Below are 17,975 nucleotides of genomic sequence, written 5' to 3' on the forward strand. Positions count from 1 at the left end.
TCCTTCAGCCGCCGGCCGTCGTCGGGGCGACGGCCCGGGCCCCCCCCCCCCCCGGCCGTGCGTGTCCGGCCGCCCTGGAGGCGGGCTCAGACGGTCTCGGGGAGCTCGTCGAGCCCCTCGGCGACCAGCTTCGCCAGACGGTCGAGAGCGACGTCCGCGCCGTCGGCGTCCGACGAGAGGACGATCTCCTCGCCACCCTGGGCGCCCAGGCCGAGGACCGCGAGCATGGAGGCCGCGTTGACGGGGTCGCCGTCGGCCTTCGCGATCGTCACGGGGATGCCGGAAGCCGTGGTGGCCCGGACGAAGATGGAGGCGGGGCGGGCGTGGAGGCCCTCGGTCCAGCCGACGTTGACGCGGCGCTCAGCCATGAGATGCTGCCCTTCGGGTATTCAGGGTTGTCTAGACCATTGTTCCATATCGCGAGGTGTGCCCGGACGGCCCCCGGCGCCACCCGCCGCGGTGTCGGTCGAAGAGCCGTGCCGACGCCCGTCGTCCTCAGACTGCCCCGCGCCGTTGTCGTACGCGAGCCGTACTCTGGGGCCCATGCAGACCTCGTCGGACCGGCACGAGTACCCAGCCCACTGGGAGGCCGACGTGGTGCTGCGCGACGGCGGCACCGCACGCATCAGGCCCATCACCGTCGACGACGCCGAGCGACTGGTCAGCTTCTACGAGCAGGTGTCGGACGAGTCGAAGTACTACCGCTTCTTCGCGCCCTATCCGCGTCTGTCCGCCAAGGACGTCCGCCGCTTCACCCACCACGACTTCGTGGACCGGGTCGGCCTCGCGGCCACTGTGGGCGGCGAGTTCATCGCCACCGTGCGCTACGACCGGATCAACGCGGACGGCATGCCCGCCTCCGCGCCCGCCGACGAGGCCGAGGTCGCCTTCCTCGTGCAGGACGCCCACCAGGGCCGGGGTGTCGCCTCCGCGCTGCTCGAACACATCGGAGCGGTGGCCCGCGAGCGTGACATCCGCCGCTTCGCCGCCGAGGTGCTGCCCGCCAACAACAAAATGATCAAGGTCTTCACGGACGCCGGGTACACCCAGAAGCGCAGCTTCGAGGACGGCGTCGTACGCCTGGAGTTCGACCTCGAACCCACCGACCGCTCGCTCGCGGTGCAGCGCGCGCGGGAACAGCGCGCCGAGGCCCGTTCCGTCCAGCGGCTGCTCGCCCCCGGCTCGGTCGCCGTCGTCGGCGCCGGGCGCACACCCGGAGGGGTCGGTCGCAGCGTCCTCGACAACCTCCGCCAGGCCGGTTTCACCGGACGCCTGTACGCCGTGAACGCGGCACTCCAGGAGAAGGAACTCGACGGAGTCCCGGCGCACCGCTCCATCAGGGACATCGCCGACCCCGTCGACCTCGCCGTCGTGGCCGTGCCCGCCGAACACGTCCCCCAGGTCGTGACCGAATGCGGCGAACACGGCGTGCAGGGACTGGTGGTGGTCTCCGCCGGCTACGCCGAGAGCGGCCCCGAGGGACGCGAGCGCCAGCGCGAACTCGTACGGCACGCGCGCACGTACGGGATGCGCATCATCGGGCCCAACGCCTTCGGTGTCATCAACACGGCGCCCGACGTACGGCTGAACGCCTCGCTCGCCCCCCAGATGCCCCGCCCCGGACGCATCGGCCTGTTCGCGCAGTCCGGCGCCATCGGCATCGCCCTGCTGTCCCGGCTGCACCGGCGCGGTGGCGGCGTCACCGGCGTGACCGGCGTGTCGACCTTCGTCTCCTCGGGGAACCGCGCGGACGTCTCCGGCAACGACGTCCTGCAGTACTGGTACGAGGACCCGGACACCGACGTCGCCCTGATGTACCTCGAATCCATCGGCAACCCGCGCAAGTTCACCCGCCTCGCGCGCCGCACGGCGGCCGCGAAGCCCCTGGTCGTGGTCCAGGGCGCGCGGCACGGCGGGGCCGCGCCCCAGGGACACGCCATCCGGGCCACACGGCTGCCGCACGCCACCGTGTCCGCGCTGCTGCGCCAGGCCGGAGTGATCCGGGTGGACACGATCACCGAACTCGTCGACGCGGGGCTGCTGCTGGCCCGCCAGCCGCTGCCCCGGGGCCCCCGCGTGGCGATCCTCGGGAACTCCGAGTCCCTGGGGCTGCTGACGTACGACGCCTGTCTCGCCGAAGGGCTCCGGCCGCTGCCGCCCCGGGATCTCACCACGGCTGCCTCGGCGGAGGACTTCCACAAGGCCCTGTCGCAGGCACTCGCCGACGACGGCTGCGACGCCGTCGTCGTGACGGCCATACCGGCCGTGGGGGAGACCTCGGCCGCCGACGAGGCGCTCGCCGAGGCGCTCCGGTCGTCCGCCCTGGAGGCTCCGGCGAAACCCGTCCTCGTGGTGCACGTCGAGCTCGGCGGACTCGCCGAAGCCCTGTCCGCCGCCGCGAGCACCGCCCCGCAGGCCCCGGAGGGCGCACCCGGCGCGTCACCCGGCGCCCGCTTCCACCCCTCGGACCGGTCGCCCGCCGCGCCACGTGCCGAGTCCGTGCCGGACTCCCGGCTCATCCCCGCCTACCCCGCCGCCGAACGTGCCGTCCGCGCCCTCGCCGAAGCCGTCAAGTACGCCCAGTGGCGCACGGACGCCCATGAGCCCGGCAAGGTTCCCGAGTACGAGGACATCGACGAGAAGGGGGCCGCCCGGCTGATCGACGACCTTCTCGCGCGCGGGGAGGGCCTCACCCTGGGCGGCGGACAGACGGCGGAACTGCTCGGGCGCTACGGCATCGACGTGCACCAGGCACTGTCCGCCCCCACCCCGGACGACGCCGTGGCGGCCGCGCGCGCCATCGGATACCCCGTCGCCCTCAAGACCACCGCCCCGCACCTCCGGCACCGCGCGGACCTCGGCGGCGTACGCCTGGACGTGGCGGACGAGGAGCAGTTGTGCCGGGCGTACGCGGAGCTGACCGAGCTGTTCGGGCCGCCCACGGTGCTGCGCCCTGTCGTGCAGAGGATGGCGCCGCGCGGTGTCGACACGGTCGTCCGCGCGGTGATCGACCCGGCGGCCGGGGCTGTGCTCTCCTTCGGGCTCGCCGGAGCCGCCTCCGAACTGCTCGGGGACACCGCGCACCGGCTGGTCCCGGTCACCGACCGGGACGCGGCCTCGCTGGTCCGGTCGATCCGGACGGCACCGCTCCTGTTCGGCTGGCGGGGCTCCGCGCCGGTCGACACGGCGGCCCTCGAAGAGCTCCTGCTGCGGGTCTCCCGGCTGGTCGACGACCACCCGGAGGTCGTCGCGGTCTCGCTGGAGCCGGTGGTGGTGGCCCCGGCCGGCCTGAGCGTCCTGGGCGCCACGGTACGGCTGGCCCGCGCCCCCCTCCGTGACGACCTCGGCCCCCGCACCCTGCCGGTCGTCTGACCGCACGGGCTCCATGGCCGTCCAGGGAGTCCGAGTCCGGGGAGAGGCCGGGTCCGGGGAGACGCCGGGTCCGGGGATTCCGGGCCGTCTGAGCCGTGGAGGCCGCCGGGGAGTCGGGACCGGCCGAGTCGCCCGAGTCGCCCGAGCCGTCCTGGCCGGCCGAGTGGTCCCGGCCTGCCGAGTCGTCCGGGTGCCGGAAGGCGATGTCTCCGTGCCGGCAGGCACCCCGCCCGGACGCCTGCCGTGCCCGCGTCCCGCCCGTCACCCTGCGCGATACGGTCTGATCCGTCCACGACAGACCCACGCGAGCGGTGCCTCGCAGTCAGTGGGCCCCCGTAGGATGGACGGCATGGCCAAGACCAGTACGACGACCCAGGGGCTGCGAGCGGCGATCGAGCGCAGCGGCTACTACCCGGCCCTCGTGGCCGAGGCGGTGGAGGCCGCGATCGGCGGCGAGACCATCCGGTCGTACCTGGTCCACCAGGAGACCACGTTCGACGCGAACGAGGTGCGGCGGCACGTCACCGTGCTGGTCCTCACCGGCAACCGTTTCATCGTGAGCCACACCGACGAGCAGAACGCGGACACCACCTCCCCGACGCCGTACGCCACGACCTCGACGGAGTCGGTCAAGATCGGCCGGATCTCATCGGTCGTCGTCAGCCGCGTCGTCGCGAACCCCGAGTCGTACACGCCCGGCACGCTGCCCCGCGAAGTGGTCCTCACCATCGGCTGGGGCGCCGTCTCCCGCATCGACCTGGAGCCCGCCGCCTGCGGTGACCCCAACTGCGAGGCCGATCACGGCTACACCGGCAACTCGACGGCGGACGACCTGAGCCTGCGGGTGAGCGAGGCGGGTGACGGACCGGAGACCGTCCGCCAGGCCCTGGCCTTCGCGCAGTGCCTCTCCGAGGCGACCGCGGACGTCGCCCGCTGATGGCTCTGCCCACCTGGGACCACCCGGAACCGCTCGCCGTCGACTCCGCGCCCGTCCCCGAGTACGGCGCCGGTTCGCTGGCCGATCTGCTCCCCACGCTCGCCGCCGGCATGTCGGTGCCCGGTGTGACCGCCGCCATACCCGAGCTGACCGCAGCCGACCGGAACTGTGTGTTCCTGATCGACGGTCTCGGCTGGGAGCAGCTCAAGGCCCACCCGGACGAAGCTCCCTTCATGACGTCGCTCCTGGCGTCCTCGCGCGGCGGTACCGGCCGTCCGATCACCACCGGCTACCCGGCCACCACCGCGACCTCCCTCGCCTCCGTGGGCACCGGCCTGCCCCCGGGCGCGCACGGCCTGCCCGGCTACACCGCGCGCAACCCCGCCACCGGCGAGCTGATGAACCAGCTCCGCTGGAACCCGTGGACCGAACCGCGCGCCTGGCAGCCCTACCCCACGATCTTCCAGCAGGCCGACGCGGCGGGTGTGCACACTGCCCAGGTCTCCTCGCCGACCTTCCAGAACACCCCGCTGACGAAGATCGCGCTGAGCGGGGGCACGTTCCACGGCCGGCTGTCGGGCGAGGAACGCATGGACTTCGCCGCCGAGCAACTGTCCGCCGGCGACCGCTCCCTGGTCTACACGTACTACGCGGAGGTGGACGGCAAGGGACACCGCTTCGGCGTCGACTCCGACCCCTGGCGCGGCCAGCTCATGTACGTCGACCGGCTGGTCCAGCGTCTCGCGGAGCAGTTGCCGCCGCGCTCGGCGCTGTACGTCACGGCCGACCACGGCATGATCGACATCCCGTTCGACGAGCAGCACCGCATCGACTTCGACGAGGACTGGGAGCTGCGCGCCGGGGTCGCCCTGCTGGGCGGCGAGGGCCGTGCCCGCCATGTGTACGCCGTCCCGGGAGCCGAGGCGGACGTGCTGACCTGCTGGCGTGAGGTCCTGGGCGAGCAGTTCTGGGTCGCCTCCCGTGACGAGGCGATCGAGGCGGGCTGGTTCGGCCCGCGGGTCGACGAGCGGGTCTACGCCCGGCTGGGTGACGTCGTCGCCGCCGCCCGGGACGACGTCCTGATCATCGCGTCCGAGCGGGAGCCGAAGGAGTCGGCGATGGTCGGCAACCACGGCTCGATGACCCCGGCCGAGCAACTGGTACCCCTCCTCCAAGTACGCTCCTGACGTCCTCCCTTCTTCCCCGTTGCCGAAAGGTGCTCAACTCCCCATGCCCGAGCTGGTGTTCTTCTCCGGAACGATGGACTGCGGGAAGTCCACGCTGGCGCTCCAGATCGAACACAACCGCTCGGCGCGGGGTCTGCAGGGCATGATCTTCACGCGTGACGACCGCGCGGGCGAGGGCAAACTCTCCTCGCGCCTCGGGCTGGTCACCGACGCGGTCGAAGTGGCGGACGAACAGGATCTGTACGCGTATCTGGTGGACCACCTCTCGCAGGGCGGCCGGGCCGACTACGTGATCGCGGACGAGGCGCAGTTCCTGGCCCCCGCGCAGATCGACCAACTGGCCCGCGTGGTGGACGACCTGGACGTCGACGTCTTCGCCTTCGGGATCACCACCGACTTCCGGTCCAAGCTCTTCCCCGGCTCCCAGCGCCTCGTCGAACTCGCCGACCGGGTCGAGGTCCTCCAGGTCGAGGCACTGTGCTGGTGCGGAGCCCGCGCCACGCACAACGCCCGCACCGTGGGCGGCGAGATGGTCGTCGAGGGCGCCCAGGTCGTCGTCGGTGATGTCAACCAGCACGAGAGCATCGGCTACGAGGTCCTGTGCCGCCGGCACCACCGGCGTCGTATGACGGCCGCCACGGCCCGCGCCGGCGTCCTGTCCCCCGACGTCCTGCCGATCGCCTCGGTCTGAGACCTGTTCCGGAGTTCCGCTCCGGAGTTGAGCCTCCGGTTTCCGCCCCAGGAATCCGTCTCCGGAGTTCCGCCGGGTCAGGTGACTGCGTGGATCAGGGAGAAGACCGCGCCCTCCGGATCCGCCACCGTCGCCACCCGGCCGTGCGGGGAGTCGTGGGCCGGCCGCAGAAGGCGCCCGCCGAGTTCCGTGACGAGGCTGACGGTGTCGTCCAGTTCGGCGGCCTCGAAGTACGTCAGCCAGTGCGGGCCCCGGTCGCGCGGCAGGGCGTTCCCGACGCCGTGGACGCCGGCCACCGGCCGTCCGTCGATGTGCAGGGTCACGTAGTCGAAGTCGGCCGAGCCGGCCGGCTGCAACTCGTAGCCGAAGACCCCCTGGTAGAACTTCACGACGCTCTCGGTGTCGCGCGTCACGAGTTCGTTCCACGCAGGGGTGCCCGGCACTCCGGTGATCTCCGTGCCGAGGTGGGCGACCCTCTGCCAGATCCCGAAGACGGCGCCCGACGGGTCGGAGGCGATGGCCAGGCGGCCGGCCTCGGCGGCGTCCAGCGGACCCACGCCCACGGTTCCGCCGCTGTGCCGTACGGTCTCGGCGGTGTGGTCCACGTCGGCCGAGGCGAAGTAGGGCGTCCAGGCGAGCGGCAGATGCCGGTCGGGCGGCAACTGGCCGATCCCGGCCACCTCCTGGCCGTCGAGCAGGGCCCGCGCGTAAGGGCCGAGCTGCGGGGGGCCCGGCTGGAACTCCCAGCCGAACAGCGCTCCGTAGAAGTCCTGGGTCGCGGCCGTCTCGTGCGCCATCAGGCTCACCCAGCAGGGTGTCCCGGGCGTGTTCCGAGCGTGCGTGGTGCCGTTCGCGCCGGCCGATTCCCGTGCCTCGGTCATCGTCACTCTCTTCTCGGCCCCTCGCGGTGGCCGGTCACCTTCCGCTTGCGAACACGCGTACCCAGTCGCGTGCGTGCACGCCCCGTGCCGATGTTCGCACCACCGGTCGCGCCGGACGTTCCTCCCGCGCCGCCGTCGAGCGGCGTGGGAACGGGGACGCCCGATCCGCCGTCTCCCGTCCGTCGCCAGGCGATTGCCATGTGGTGTCCATCGGTTGTACAGCATGTGCCCGATCCCGTACGCCGGGTGATCGGACCTGCCCGGCGGAGCAGAGTAGCGGGACATGGACGAAGCGGCCACCCCGTGCGCAAGGATGGGGACCATGAACGCCATCATCACGGCACCCGAACTCGCGAGTGACCTGGCGGGCCCGAACCCGCCGGTCCTCCTCGACGTCCGCTGGCAGTTGGGCGGCCCCAATCTGCGCCCCGAGTACGAGAACGCGCACATCCCCGGTGCCGTCTTCGTCGACCTGGATTCCGAACTCGCTGGTCCGGCCGGTGCGGCGGGCCGGCATCCGCTCCCCGGCCCCGAGGTCTTCGGCGCGGCGATGCGGGCCGCGGGAGTGTCCGAGGACCGCGATGTCGTCGTGTACGACGGCGGGCAGGGCTGGGCCGCCGCGCGCGCCTGGTGGCTGCTGGGCTATTCGGGTCATCCGTCGGTGCGCGTGCTTGACGGCGGGTTCGCCGCCTGGAGCGGACCGGTGTCCTCGGAGGTCCCCTCGCCGGCGCCCGGGACGTTCGTACCGACGGCCGGTGCCCGGCCGGCGCTCGACGCGGACGGGGCGGCCGCGCTCGCCCGCACCGGGCTGCTGCTGGACGCCCGCGCGGGGGAGCGGTACCGGGGCGAGGTCGAGCCGATCGACCGGGTCGGCGGTCACATCCCGGGCGCCGTCTCCGCGCCGACCGCCGAGAACGTGACGGAGGACGGGCGGTTCCTGCCGGCGGCCGAACTCGCGGACCGTTTCAAGTCCTTCGGCGTGACACCGGAGTCCGAGGTCGGCGTCTACTGCGGCTCCGGGGTCTCGGGGGCCCATGAGGTGCTGGCCCTCGCCGTGGCCGGCGTTCCCGCGGCGCTGTACGTGGGTTCGTGGTCGGAGTGGTCCCAGGACGCGGACCGCCCCGTCGCGGTGGGCCCCGACCCGCAGTGACATCCGTGCTGCCGGGCGCGACATCGGCGGGGGAGCACCCCTGGCGAGGTGCGGGCTCTCCCCGGTGATGCCGGGGGCCCACGCGGGGCGTGGCACGGTCGGCCACGCCGCTCGTGCGTGACGAGGGGGTCCGCACCGATCCGATGCGGGCCCCCTCGTCATGCACCTGACGTCGATCCGGCTATTCCTGCTTCTTGCGGCGCGTACCGAAGACGATCTCGTCCCAGCTCGGGACCGCCGCTCTGCGGCCGGGGCGGACGCCGTCGGCCTCGGCCTGGCGGTCCGTCGCGCCGACGAGCCGGTCACGATGGCTGCCCACCGAGCGGGGCATGAGCACGTCGGCGTACGCGGAACCGGCACCCGCCGAGGCGGCGGGAGCCGGGGGCTCCTCCTCCTCGGGCTCGGGAGCGGGCTCCTCGGCGGCGGGGCGCTCCGCGGGGGCGGGCCGCTCGGGCACCACCATGTCGCCCCGGAAGCTGGGCACCGCTTCCAGAAGGCTGGTCAGCGAGTCCCGGTCCTCGGCCTCCTCGCCGGGTTCCGGGGGGGACGGGGGCAGGCTCGGCCGCTCCGTCTGCCGTTCCAGGGCGCGGTCCAGCGGGCGGTCGCGGGGCAGCCGGGCGATCCGCGGCACGAACGGGAAGCTCGGCTCGGGTGCCGCGAGGTCGTCCGACTCGCCGATCAGCGAGCGAGCCTCGTCGTCGACGGCCTGGACGAGCCGCCGGGGCGGGTCGTAGGTCCAGCTCGCGGCGTGCGGTTCGCCCGCGACCCGGTACACCAGCAGAACTTCCCAGGTGCCGTCGTCGCGGCGCCAGGAGTCCCACTGGACGGTGTCCTTCTCGGCGCCCCGGATCAGCAGCCGCTCCTGGACGGCCTCACCGAGCTGGGGGCCGGCGTTCTCGCCGGGACGGCGGACGGGAGTCTTCCTGGCGCGCTCGGCCATGAAGGCACGCTCGGCCAGCACGGGACCCTCGAAGCGGCGTACACGGTCGACGGGAATGCCCGCGAGCTGGGCGACTTCCTCCGCGGAGGCTCCGGCGCGTATACGCGCCTGGATGTCGCGGGGGCGGAGGTGGCTCTCCACCTCGATCTCGATCTGGCCGAGGCGGGGACGGTCGCCGCGTACGGCGGCACGCAGCCGCTCGTCGATCGGAAGCGTGTATTCCGTACTGTCCGCAGCCTTCAGCACCAGCCGTGTGCCGTCGTTAGAGACGGCCACGACACGCAGTTCGGGCATGGGGACCTCCCGGGTGGTGCCTGCCGACGTCACGTGCGTCGCTGCTTCCGCTAGTCGAGTGTGGCCTGCCCGGGTGCAGCCTGCCACAACCTTGCCGAGTTGCACGGCGTGTCGGACGCGGGCCCGGGGTCGCCGTTATGGCACGGTTACCTATTTTGCAACGCTAAGTGACGAACTCCATCACCCTGTGCAACGAGCCCCCTCCCGGCGGTCCTGCAAGGCCCCGGACACCCTGGCGGGAGTCCGGACCCAGGGCTCGCAACAGTACTCCATTCGGGCCACTTGCGTGGATCGGCACGCCGCCCAACTTCGAGCGGGGGGTGGTAGTTGGCCGATCCCGGCGCCCGTTCGGCGGTCCGTGGACGTGGCGCACTTCACGTAATCGGCAGAAACGGAACTTATCGTTTCGCCTGTACGTCCCTTTCTCGTACGATCGGTCGATCAAGTACGGGAAAGGCAGGCAAGGTCCGGGAATGCGTGAGAAGCCGGAAGTCGGTGGCGAGCAGCCGGATGCCGACGTGGAACCGAGGAAGAGGCGGCTGGACCTGAGCGTCCCCCAGGTGGCGGGGAGCGCGGTCGCCGCGGTGGTGGCGGCGAAACTCGCGTCCTACTTCGGTGTCTACGGGACGATCCTGGGCGCCGGTCTGGTCAGTGTCGTCGCCACCTGCGGAGGAACGGTCTTCCAGCACTTCTTCAAGCGCACCGGCGAACAGATCCGTGACGTGAAGGCGCCGCCTCAGCCGAAGCCCCGGACGCTGCCCGGTCGCCCCGGCGAGTTCACCGAGGGGACCGTCTACCGCGCGCGGGTCACGAGCTGGAAGAGGCCACTGGTCGCCACCGCTCTCGTCTTCGGCGTCACGATGGCCGGAATCACCACGTACGAAATGGTCTCGGGGCAGAGCTTCAGCGGCGACGGCACCAGTACGACGGTCGGCGACGCCTTCAAGGGGCACCCGTCCGGCTCGGGGAACCGCCAGCCGGACACGGCACCGTCGACGGGATCCGCGCCGTCGTCACCGGAGGCCTCCCGGCAGGCGCCGACGCCGTCCGCGGACGGTGCCGGACCGGGGAACAGCGCCGGATCGGGTGACACGGCTGGCGACGGCGCCGACACGTCCGCCGTGCCGACCCCGGGTGACGGGGCATCGGCGGGACCGGAGGCGGGGGACGGAACCCCGGCCCCCGGACCCAGCGCGACCGCTACGACCCCAGAACCCTCCGCAAGTAGTCATTCGCAAAGCGCCGGTCAGGATCGAGGCGATCCCGCAGCGCGGTGAACTCGCCGAAGCGCGGGTAGGCCCGGGTGAAGTACTCCGCGTCGCGGGTGTGCACCTTGCCCCAGTGCGGCCGGCCCTCGTGCGTGGTGAAGATCCGCTCGGCCGCGGTGAAGTACGCCTGATAGGGGGTGCCCCTGAACATGTGGACGGCGATGTACGCGCTGTCCCGGCCGGAGGCAGTGGAGAGCGTGATGTCGTCGGCGGGCGCCGTCCGCACCTCCACGGGGAAGCTCACGCGCAGGTCCGAGTTGTCGACCATCGCCTTCAGCTCGCGCAGCGTCTCGACGAGGGCCTCGCGCGGCACCGCGTATTCCATCTCCACGAACCGCACGCGGCGCGGCGAGGTGAAGACCTTGTACGGGATGTCGGTGTAGGTCCGCGCGGACAGCACGCGGCTGGAGAATCCGGCGATCGAGGGGATGGCCGCGGGGACGGCCCGGCCGAGCAGGTTGGCCACCTGGAAGGCGCCGTTGGAGAGGAACTCGTCCTCGATCCAGCCGCGGACGGGGCCGACCGGGTTCTCGGGGCCCGCGCTGCGGTTGTTGCGCTTGGTGTTGCAGTTGCCGGTGTGCGGGAACCAGTAGAACTCGAAGTGCTCGTTCTCGGCGGAGAGTTCATCGAAGTCGGCCGTGACCTTGTCGAAGGTCATCGGCTCCTCGCGGGCCGTGAGCAGGAAGATGGGCTCCACGGCGAAGGTGATCGCGGTGACGATGCCCAGGGCGCCGATGCCGATGCGGGCCGACGCGAAGATCTCCGGGTTCTCGCTCGCGGAGCAGGACAGGACGGAGCCGTCCGCCGTCACCAGCTCCAGGCCCGTGATCTGGGCGGCGATCGACGCCGAGTCGCGCCCGGTGCCGTGCGTTCCGGTGCTGGTCGCCCCCGACACCGTCTGTTCCATGATGTCGCCCATGTTGGTGAGCGACAGACCCTCCCGCGCCAGGGCCATGTTGAGTCTCTTGAGCGGGGTGCCCGCCTCGACCGTGACCGTCATGGCCGTACGGTCGATCTTGCGTATCCCGGTCAACAGTTGAGGGCGGATCAATACGCCGTCGGTCGCGGCGGCGGCCGTGAAGGAATGCCCGGTGCCGACGGCCTTCACCGTCAGACCGTCCTCGGCCGCCTTCCGCACGGCGGCGGAGAGTTCGTCCACCGAGGCAGGGGTGACCTCCCGGACGGGAAGGGCGGTGACGTTTCCCGCCCAGTTACGCCACGTGCCGCTCTTCTCGCTCACTGCGGTGCTCATGAGACCCTCCCCGCTGCAGAACCGGCCTGCTGAGCCGGCGGTACCCGAGGAAACCGACCGCGACCGCGACGGCCCCGGACACGGCCGGAACCCCGTACCCGGCTTTCGCGCCGGCGGAGTCGATCACCCAGCCGGCCACGGAGGAACCGAGCGCGACCCCGACGGCGAGCCCCGTACTCACCCAGGTCATGCCTTCGGTCAATTTCGCGCGAGGTACGTGCTGCTCGATGAGGGACATCGTCGTGATCATCGTGGGAGCGATGGACAGGCCCGCAACGAACAGCGCCACGGCCAGGAACGACAAGTTTCCGACCAGTAGGAGGGGGATCATACTCACGGCCATCGCGCATATGCCCAGCAGCCACCTGCCCTCCGCCGCCCCCTTGAAGTGCAGCAGCCCGAAGACGGCTCCCGCGAGGCAGGAGCCCGCCGCGTAGAGGGCCAGGACGATGCTCGCTGCGCCCTTGTGGCCCTGCTCCTCGGCGAAGGCGACGGTGACGACGTCGACGGCTCCGAAGATCGTCCCGGTCGCCACGAACGTGGCCACGAGGACCTGGAGTCCGGCCGAGCGGAGCGCCGAGCCGCCGCCGTACTGTCCGCGCGGATGCGGCTGGGGCTCGGTGGCGCGCTGGGAGGTCAGCCAGAAGACCCCGGCCGCGAGGAAGCAGGCGGCGAGGAGCGGTCCGGCCTCCGGGAACCACACCGTGGACAGGCCGATGGAGATGATCGGCCCGAAGATGAAGCAGATCTCGTCCACCACGGACTCCAGGGAGTACGCGGTGTGCAGTTGCGGGGTGCCTCCGTAGAGCGCCGCCCAGCGGGCCCGGACCATCGCGCCGATGCTCGGGACGCAGCCGATGCCGGCCGCGCACACGAACAGGACCCAGTCCGGCCACCGGTAGTGCGCCGCGACCAGCAGGCCCCCGGCCGCCGCGAGCGCGAAGAGCGTCACCGGGCGCAGGACCCGCCGCTGGCCGTGCCGGTCCACCATGCGCGAGACCTGCGGCCCCATCGCCGCGGCCGCCAGCGCCATGGTCGCCGACAGAGCGCCCGCGAGGCCGTAGCGCCCGGTCAGCTGGGAGATCATCGTGACGACGCCGATGCCCATCATGGACAGCGGCATCCGGCCGAGCAGGCCCGCGGCGGAGAAGCCCTTCGAGCCGGGGGCGGCGAACAGGGCACGGTACGGGCTGGGCACGAAGGTCTCCGTCGGCTCGGCGAGGCCCTCCCCGTCACCACGGGCGGGCCGCACTCGGTAAGGCGTGAAGATGGCCGATACAGCTTACTGGTTAGGTAACCCTAACGCAGCCTCCCGCACCCGTCAGACCGTTTGTCCGGGCGCCGGCCGCCCGGACACGCGCTCCCGCCCTCCCCGCCGCCGTCGTCCGCTCGGCACCCGCCCGGCCCGTTCCGCCGTCGTCGCCCGCTCGTCCCCCGGCCGGTTATCGGCTGTCGGAGACGGGTGGCAGGATCGGACGCATGCCAGACGTGCTCGATGCCACCCCCTACGACGCCCTGCTCCTGCTCTCGTTCGGCGGTCCGGAGGGCCCGGACGACGTGGTCCCCTTCCTGGAGAACGTGACGCGCGGCAGAGGCATCCCCAAGGAACGCCTCAAGGAGGTCGGGCGGCACTACTTCCTGTTCGACGGGATCAGCCCCATCAACGACCAGAACCGCGCGCTGCTCGACGCGCTGCGCAAGGACTTCGCGGAGCACGGTCTGGATCTGCCGGTCTACTGGGGCAACCGCAACTGGGCGCCGTACCTGACCGACACGCTGCGCGAGATGGCCGCGGACGGTCGGCGCCGGATCCTGGTCCTGGCCACCAGCGCGTACGCCTCGTACTCGGGCTGCCGGCAGTACCGCGAGGATCTTGCGGGCGCGCTGGCCGTCCTGGAGGGGGAGGGGCTGGAGGTGCCGAGGGTCGACAAGCTGCGGCACTACTTCAACCATCCCGGGTTCGTCGGGCCGATGACCGAGGGTGTCCTCAGGTCGCTCGCGGAGCTGCCCGCGGACGTCCGGCAGGGCGCGCACCTGGTGTTCACCACGCATTCGATCCCGGTCGCCGCGGCGGACACCTCCGGTCCGGCCGAGGGCCACGGCGACGGCGGCGCCTACGTCCGCCAGCACCTGGACGTGGCCCGGCTGATCGCGGACGCGGTGCGCGAGGAGACCGGGACCGACCGCCCGTGGAAGCTCGTGTACCAGTCCCGCTCCGGGGCCCCGCACATCCCGTGGCTGGAGCCGGACATCTGCGACCACCTGGAGGAACTGCACGGGGCGGGAGCCCCGGCGGCGGTGATGGTGCCGATCGGATTCGTCTCGGACCACATGGAGGTCCTGTACGACCTGGACACCGAGGCACGGGCGAAGGCGCTGGAGCTGGGGCTGCCGGTGCGCCGTTCGGCCACCGTCGGCTCCGATCCCCGGTTCGCCGCGGCGGTCCGTGAACTGGTGCTGGAGCGCGCCGCGGCCGAGAGCGGCCGGCAGGTGACACGGTGTGCCCTGGGCGCCCTGGGCGCGAGTCACGACCTGTGCCCGGTGGGCTGTTGTCCGGCCCGTACACCCAAGCCCGCCGCCGCGGGCGCCGACAGCCCTTACGCATGAGGAGCCACGTGACCGAGCCCCTGCACACCGAACTCCTCCAGCTCGCGCACGAGGCCGCCCGCCGCGCGGGCGAGCTGCTGCGCGACGGGCGTCCGGCGGACCTCGCGGTCGCCGCCACGAAGTCCAGCCCGATCGACGTCGTCACCGAGATGGACATCGCCGCCGAGAAGCTGATCACCACGCTGATCGCCGAGCACCGCCCCGACGACGGCTTCCTCGGCGAGGAGGGCGCCGCCATCGAGGGCACCAGCGGCGTCCGCTGGATCGTCGACCCGCTCGACGGCACGGTCAACTACCTGTACGGCCTGCCGACCTGGGCGGTGTCCATCGCGGCCCAGCAGGACGGCGAGACCGTCGTCGGCGTCGTGGCGGCACCCATGCGCGGCGAGACGTACCACGCGGTCCGCGGCCGGGGGGCCAGGGCGTCGGGGGCCTGGGTCGGCGAACGTCGGCTCGCCTGCCGCCCGTCCCCGCCGCTCGACCAGGCCCTCGTCTCGACCGGCTTCAACTACGTGACCGAGGTCAAGGTCCATCAGGCCGATGTGGCCCAGCGGCTCATCCCGCTGGTGCGCGACATCCGGCGCTCCGGCTCGGCGGCGGTCGACCTGTGCGACGTCGCGGCCGGCCGCCTCGACGGCTACTACGAACGCGGTCTGCACCCCTGGGATCTCGCGGCCGGGGACCTGATCGCCCGGGAGGCGGGCGCGGTGACCGGTGGACGCCCCGGAGAGCGCCCCGCGGGCGATCTCACGGTCGCGGCCTCCCCGGGCGTCTTCGAGCCCCTCCAGCGGCTCCTGGAGGACTTCGGCGCCTGGCACGACTGACCCCGCCCCTCGGGACGGCAGAGCGAGGGAACGGGAGCGGGGCCCCGGTACTGGATCGATACCGGGGCCCCGCTCTCGTACGTGCTGATCAGACGCGTGTGGCGCCGACCTCCACACCGTGCTCGGCGGCAAGGCGGTGCAGGTCGTCCAGCTCGGCCTGCTCGACCTCCGCGAGGAAGTCGTCGCCCGTCTCGCGAGCTCGGGTCAGGTCGGTCTCGGTCGCCCTTATGCGCTGCAGAAGTCCCGTGGTGAATGCGTCCATGCTGCGCCCCCTCGTCCTGGGTCGTGGGTCGGGTGGCACGGGGGTGTGCCGATGGGAAGGGGCGATCACGTCTCCGAATGGGGTGCCCAGCGCTGCCCGGTCTGGGCGGCGACGGTGCCGGACACCCACGCCCGCTCTGCGGAAGCGGTTGGACGTACCACAATGTGGCTTGCCACATGCAGAGCGTGATCGCGGGGTGTAAAGCCGTCCTCCCCCCGCTCTCTTCCGTGGAAACCTCAACCCGACGAGAAAATCTCGCATTCCCGGTCCCCCGCACGGGCTTCCCTGGCGCCTCCCCCGCCTTACAGCCGGTTTATGGCCGAAACGGGCAGGATGGAGCTCTCATCCGTGACGGACCTGCCCGCGTGGTGCGCTGGAACGTGCCCCGCCGGTGGACAGAGGAAGGACAAGCGACGTGCGCGTACTCGTCGTCGAGGACGAGCAGCTGCTCGCCGATGCGGTGGCCACCGGACTGCGCCGGGAGGCCATGGCCGTCGACGTCGTGTACGACGGCGCGGCCGCGCTGGAGCGCATCGGGGTCAACGACTACGACGTGGTCGTTCTCGACCGCGACCTCCCGCTCGTGCACGGCGACGACGTCTGCCGGAGGATTGTCGAGCTCGGCATGCCCACGCGCGTGCTGATGCTGACCGCGTCCGGTGATGTGAGCGACCGTGTCGAGGGTCTGGAGATCGGAGCCGACGACTACCTCCCCAAGCCGTTCGCGTTCAGTGAGCTGACCGCACGCGTGCGTGCCCTCGGACGCCGTACGAGCGTGCCGCTGCCGCCCGTCCTGGAGCGTGCCGGGATCAAGCTCGACCCGAACCGCCGCGAGGTCTTCCGTGACGGTAGGGAGGTCCAGCTCGCTCCCAAGGAGTTCGCCGTCCTGGAGGTGCTGCTGCGCAGCGAGGGTGCCGTCGTCTCCGCGGAGCAGCTCCTGGAGAAGGCCTGGGACGAGAACACGGACCCGTTCACCAACGTCGTGCGCGTGACCGTCATGACGCTGCGGCGCAAGCTCGGCGAGCCCGCCGTGATCGTCACCGTGCCCGGCTCCGGGTACAGGATCTGATCCACGGTGGCCACCACGCCCGCGCCGCCCGCGGCGCCCCCGAAGCCCACCTGGGACCCCAGAAGGGCGGAACCACCCTTCCCGTGGCTGCGCCCGACGATCCGTATACGCCTCACGCTGCTGTACGGCGGCATGTTCCTGATCGCCGGCATCATGCTGCTGTCGATCATCTACCTGCTCGCGGCGCAGGCGCTGAACGTCGGCAGCGAACTCCCCTTCAAGATCATCTCAGGGCAGATCGGCAGCAGCACCTGCAACCTCCCCACGGCGCCCTCCGCGGACGAGCTCAACCGCGCGATGGCCGACTGCGTGAACCAGCAGCGTCAGCACGCCCTCGACGACCTGCTCAGCCGCTCGCTCCTGGCCCTGCTCGGCCTCGCGGTCATCGCCTTCGCGTTCGGCTACGCGATGGCGGGCCGTGTCCTCTCGCCGCTCGGCCACATCACGCGCACCGCGCGCGCGGTGGCCGGCTCCGACCTGTCCAGGCGGATCGAGCTGGACGGCCCGGACGACGAGCTGAAGGAACTCGCGGACACCTTCGACGACATGCTGGAGCGGCTGCAGCGGGCCTTCACCGCCCAGCAGCGGTTCGTCGGGAACGCCTCCCACGAACTGCGCACACCCCTCGCGATCAACCGCACGCTCCTGGAGGTGCACCTCTCGGGACCCGGGGTGCCGACGGAGATCCAGCAGCTCGGCAAGACGCTGCTCGCCACGAACGAGCGCAGCGAACAGCTCGTCGAGGGCCTGCTGCTGCTCGCCCGCAGCGACAACCAGATCGTCGAGCGCAAGCCGGTGGACCTCGCCGAGGTCGCCTCCCAGGCCATCGACCAGGTGCACGCCGAAGCGGAGGCCAAGGGCGTGGAGATCCGCGGGCTGCGCGCTCCGGTGGTCGTCCAGGGCAACGGCGTCCTGCTGGAGCGGATCGCCCTGAACCTCGTCCAGAACGCCGTCCGGTACAACGTGCCGCAGGACGGCTGGGTCGAGGTCACGACCGCCACGGAGCACGGCCGGGCGGTCCTTGAGGTGTCGAACACGGGACCGGTCGTTCCCGCGTACGAGGTCGACAATCTTTTCGAACCCTTCCGGCGGCTACGCACGGAACGTACGGGCAGTGACAAGGGCGTGGGCCTCGGCCTGTCGATCGTCCGGTCGGTGGCCCGCGCGCACGGGGGTCACATCGTCGCCCGGCCTCGAGAAGGGGGTGGACTCGTGATGCGCGTCACCCTTCCCATCTGAGA

General features: G+C 71.9%; 16 protein-coding genes. 10 read left to right on the top strand and 6 right to left on the bottom strand.

Translation table 11 applies throughout. The annotated features are described in order from the left end of the window. Nucleotides 1-86 precede the first annotated feature (86 nt). Nucleotides 87-368 carry an HPr family phosphocarrier protein gene (locus tag ACFXGX_RS37620; protein WP_355766519.1) on the bottom strand — a complete coding sequence of 94 codons (282 nt, stop codon included), beginning with the start codon at nt 366-368 and terminating at the stop codon, nt 87-89. A 175-nt stretch (nt 369-543) separates the two neighbouring features. On the opposite strand from ACFXGX_RS37620, the gene ACFXGX_RS37625 reads away from it, so the two are divergent. From ACFXGX_RS37625 to ACFXGX_RS37640, 4 genes are all read left to right on the top strand, one after another. Next, a complete protein-coding gene (locus ACFXGX_RS37625; protein WP_384801095.1) occupies nt 544-3,372 on the top strand; it encodes a GNAT family N-acetyltransferase in 2,829 nt (942 codons plus the stop codon). A gap of 349 nt (nt 3,373-3,721) precedes the next feature. Further along, a complete protein-coding gene (locus ACFXGX_RS37630; RefSeq protein ID WP_384801098.1) occupies nt 3,722-4,309 on the top strand; it encodes a DUF5998 family protein in 588 nt (195 codons plus the stop codon). Beyond that, complete coding sequence (locus tag ACFXGX_RS37635; RefSeq protein WP_384801101.1) at nt 4,309-5,496, top strand: alkaline phosphatase family protein; 1,188 nt, start codon at nt 4,309-4,311, stop codon at nt 5,494-5,496. Before ACFXGX_RS37630 ends, ACFXGX_RS37635 begins: the two co-directional genes overlap by 1 nt. 43 nt (nt 5,497-5,539) lie before the next feature. Beyond that, a complete protein-coding gene (locus tag ACFXGX_RS37640) occupies nt 5,540-6,187 on the top strand; it encodes a thymidine kinase (protein WP_384801104.1) in 648 nt (215 codons plus the stop codon). Nucleotides 6,188-6,264: 77 nt separating this feature from the next. Here the strand turns inward: ACFXGX_RS37640 and ACFXGX_RS37645 are convergent, their stop codons facing one another. Continuing rightward, a complete protein-coding gene (locus ACFXGX_RS37645; RefSeq protein WP_384801107.1) occupies nt 6,265-7,068 on the bottom strand; it encodes a VOC family protein in 804 nt (267 codons plus the stop codon). Nucleotides 7,069-7,390: 322 nt separating this feature from the next. Here ACFXGX_RS37645 and ACFXGX_RS37650 point away from each other — a divergent pair, with 322 nt between their 5' ends. Then, complete coding sequence (locus tag ACFXGX_RS37650) at nt 7,391-8,218, top strand: sulfurtransferase (RefSeq protein ID WP_384801110.1); 828 nt, start codon at nt 7,391-7,393, stop codon at nt 8,216-8,218. 181 nt (nt 8,219-8,399) lie between these two features. Here ACFXGX_RS37650 and sepH read toward each other — a convergent pair whose 3' ends face one another. Further along, on the bottom strand, nt 8,400-9,452 hold the full coding sequence (sepH, locus tag ACFXGX_RS37655) for a septation protein SepH (RefSeq protein ID WP_384801113.1): 1,053 nt from the start codon (nt 9,450-9,452) through the stop codon (nt 8,400-8,402). A 473-nt stretch (nt 9,453-9,925) separates the two neighbouring features. Between sepH and ACFXGX_RS37660 the strand changes: the two genes are divergently transcribed. Further along, nucleotides 9,926-10,729: a hypothetical protein gene (locus tag ACFXGX_RS37660; RefSeq protein WP_384801116.1), complete on the top strand. Its 804-nt coding sequence runs from the start codon at nt 9,926-9,928 to the stop codon at nt 10,727-10,729. On the opposite strand, the gene ACFXGX_RS37665 is transcribed toward ACFXGX_RS37660, so the two are convergent. Together ACFXGX_RS37665 and ACFXGX_RS37670 are read right to left on the bottom strand one after the other, a co-directional pair. After that, the gene (locus ACFXGX_RS37665) at nt 10,653-11,972 is read right to left on the bottom strand and encodes a D-arabinono-1,4-lactone oxidase (RefSeq protein ID WP_384801119.1); all 1,320 of its coding nucleotides are present in this window, start codon (nt 11,970-11,972) and stop codon (nt 10,653-10,655) included. The two genes, ACFXGX_RS37660 and ACFXGX_RS37665, sit on opposite strands and share 77 nt — an antisense overlap. Further along, nucleotides 11,932-13,170, bottom strand: a complete 1,239-nt coding sequence (locus tag ACFXGX_RS37670) for an MFS transporter (protein WP_384801122.1) — start codon at nt 13,168-13,170, stop codon at nt 11,932-11,934. The genes ACFXGX_RS37665 and ACFXGX_RS37670 overlap by 41 nt, the downstream gene beginning before the upstream one ends. Nucleotides 13,171-13,451: 281 nt before the next feature. Here ACFXGX_RS37670 and ACFXGX_RS37675 point away from each other — a divergent pair, with 281 nt between their 5' ends. Next, on the top strand, nt 13,452-14,579 hold the full coding sequence (locus tag ACFXGX_RS37675; protein WP_384801125.1) for a ferrochelatase: 1,128 nt from the start codon (nt 13,452-13,454) through the stop codon (nt 14,577-14,579). A gap of 8 nt (nt 14,580-14,587) precedes the next feature. After that, nucleotides 14,588-15,403 (top strand): inositol monophosphatase family protein, encoded by an 816-nt coding sequence (locus ACFXGX_RS37680; protein ID WP_384801128.1) that lies wholly within the window; start codon nt 14,588-14,590, stop codon nt 15,401-15,403. An 88-nt stretch (nt 15,404-15,491) separates the two neighbouring features. Here the strand turns inward: ACFXGX_RS37680 and ACFXGX_RS37685 are convergent, their stop codons facing one another. Beyond that, nucleotides 15,492-15,665 (bottom strand): hypothetical protein, encoded by a 174-nt coding sequence (locus tag ACFXGX_RS37685; protein ID WP_382794082.1) that lies wholly within the window; start codon nt 15,663-15,665, stop codon nt 15,492-15,494. A 415-nt stretch (nt 15,666-16,080) separates the two neighbouring features. On the opposite strand from ACFXGX_RS37685, the gene ACFXGX_RS37690 reads away from it, so the two are divergent. Continuing rightward, nucleotides 16,081-16,734: a response regulator transcription factor gene (locus ACFXGX_RS37690; protein ID WP_384801131.1), complete on the top strand. Its 654-nt coding sequence runs from the start codon at nt 16,081-16,083 to the stop codon at nt 16,732-16,734. A gap of 6 nt (nt 16,735-16,740) precedes the next feature. After that, complete coding sequence (locus ACFXGX_RS37695; protein WP_384801134.1) at nt 16,741-17,973, top strand: sensor histidine kinase; 1,233 nt, start codon at nt 16,741-16,743, stop codon at nt 17,971-17,973. The last annotated feature ends 2 nt before the right edge of the window (nt 17,974-17,975 follow it).

The sequence above is a fragment of the Streptomyces sp. NPDC059371 genome (assembly GCF_042751995.1).
Classification (GTDB): Bacteria; Actinomycetota; Actinomycetes; order Streptomycetales; family Streptomycetaceae; genus Streptomyces.

What these genes read in the sequence shown, in the direction of transcription:
- ACFXGX_RS37620 (WP_355766519.1), bottom strand. Translation starts at nt 368, where the DNA reads ATGGCTGAGCGCCGCGTCAACGTCGGCTGGACCGAGGGCCTCCACGCC.
- ACFXGX_RS37625 (WP_384801095.1), top strand. Translation starts at nt 544, where the DNA reads ATGCAGACCTCGTCGGACCGGCACGAGTACCCAGCCCACTGGGAGGCC.
- ACFXGX_RS37630 (WP_384801098.1), top strand. Translation starts at nt 3,722, where the DNA reads ATGGCCAAGACCAGTACGACGACCCAGGGGCTGCGAGCGGCGATCGAG.
- ACFXGX_RS37635 (WP_384801101.1), top strand. Translation starts at nt 4,309, where the DNA reads ATGGCTCTGCCCACCTGGGACCACCCGGAACCGCTCGCCGTCGACTCC.
- ACFXGX_RS37640 (WP_384801104.1), top strand. Translation starts at nt 5,540, where the DNA reads ATGCCCGAGCTGGTGTTCTTCTCCGGAACGATGGACTGCGGGAAGTCC.
- ACFXGX_RS37645 (WP_384801107.1), bottom strand. Translation starts at nt 7,068, where the DNA reads ATGACCGAGGCACGGGAATCGGCCGGCGCGAACGGCACCACGCACGCT.
- ACFXGX_RS37650 (WP_384801110.1), top strand. Translation starts at nt 7,391, where the DNA reads ATGAACGCCATCATCACGGCACCCGAACTCGCGAGTGACCTGGCGGGC.
- sepH (WP_384801113.1), bottom strand. Translation starts at nt 9,452, where the DNA reads ATGCCCGAACTGCGTGTCGTGGCCGTCTCTAACGACGGCACACGGCTG.
- ACFXGX_RS37660 (WP_384801116.1), top strand. Translation starts at nt 9,926, where the DNA reads ATGCGTGAGAAGCCGGAAGTCGGTGGCGAGCAGCCGGATGCCGACGTG.
- ACFXGX_RS37665 (WP_384801119.1), bottom strand. Translation starts at nt 11,972, where the DNA reads ATGAGCACCGCAGTGAGCGAGAAGAGCGGCACGTGGCGTAACTGGGCG.
- ACFXGX_RS37675 (WP_384801125.1), top strand. Translation starts at nt 13,452, where the DNA reads ATGCCAGACGTGCTCGATGCCACCCCCTACGACGCCCTGCTCCTGCTC.
- ACFXGX_RS37685 (WP_382794082.1), bottom strand. Translation starts at nt 15,665, where the DNA reads ATGGACGCATTCACCACGGGACTTCTGCAGCGCATAAGGGCGACCGAG.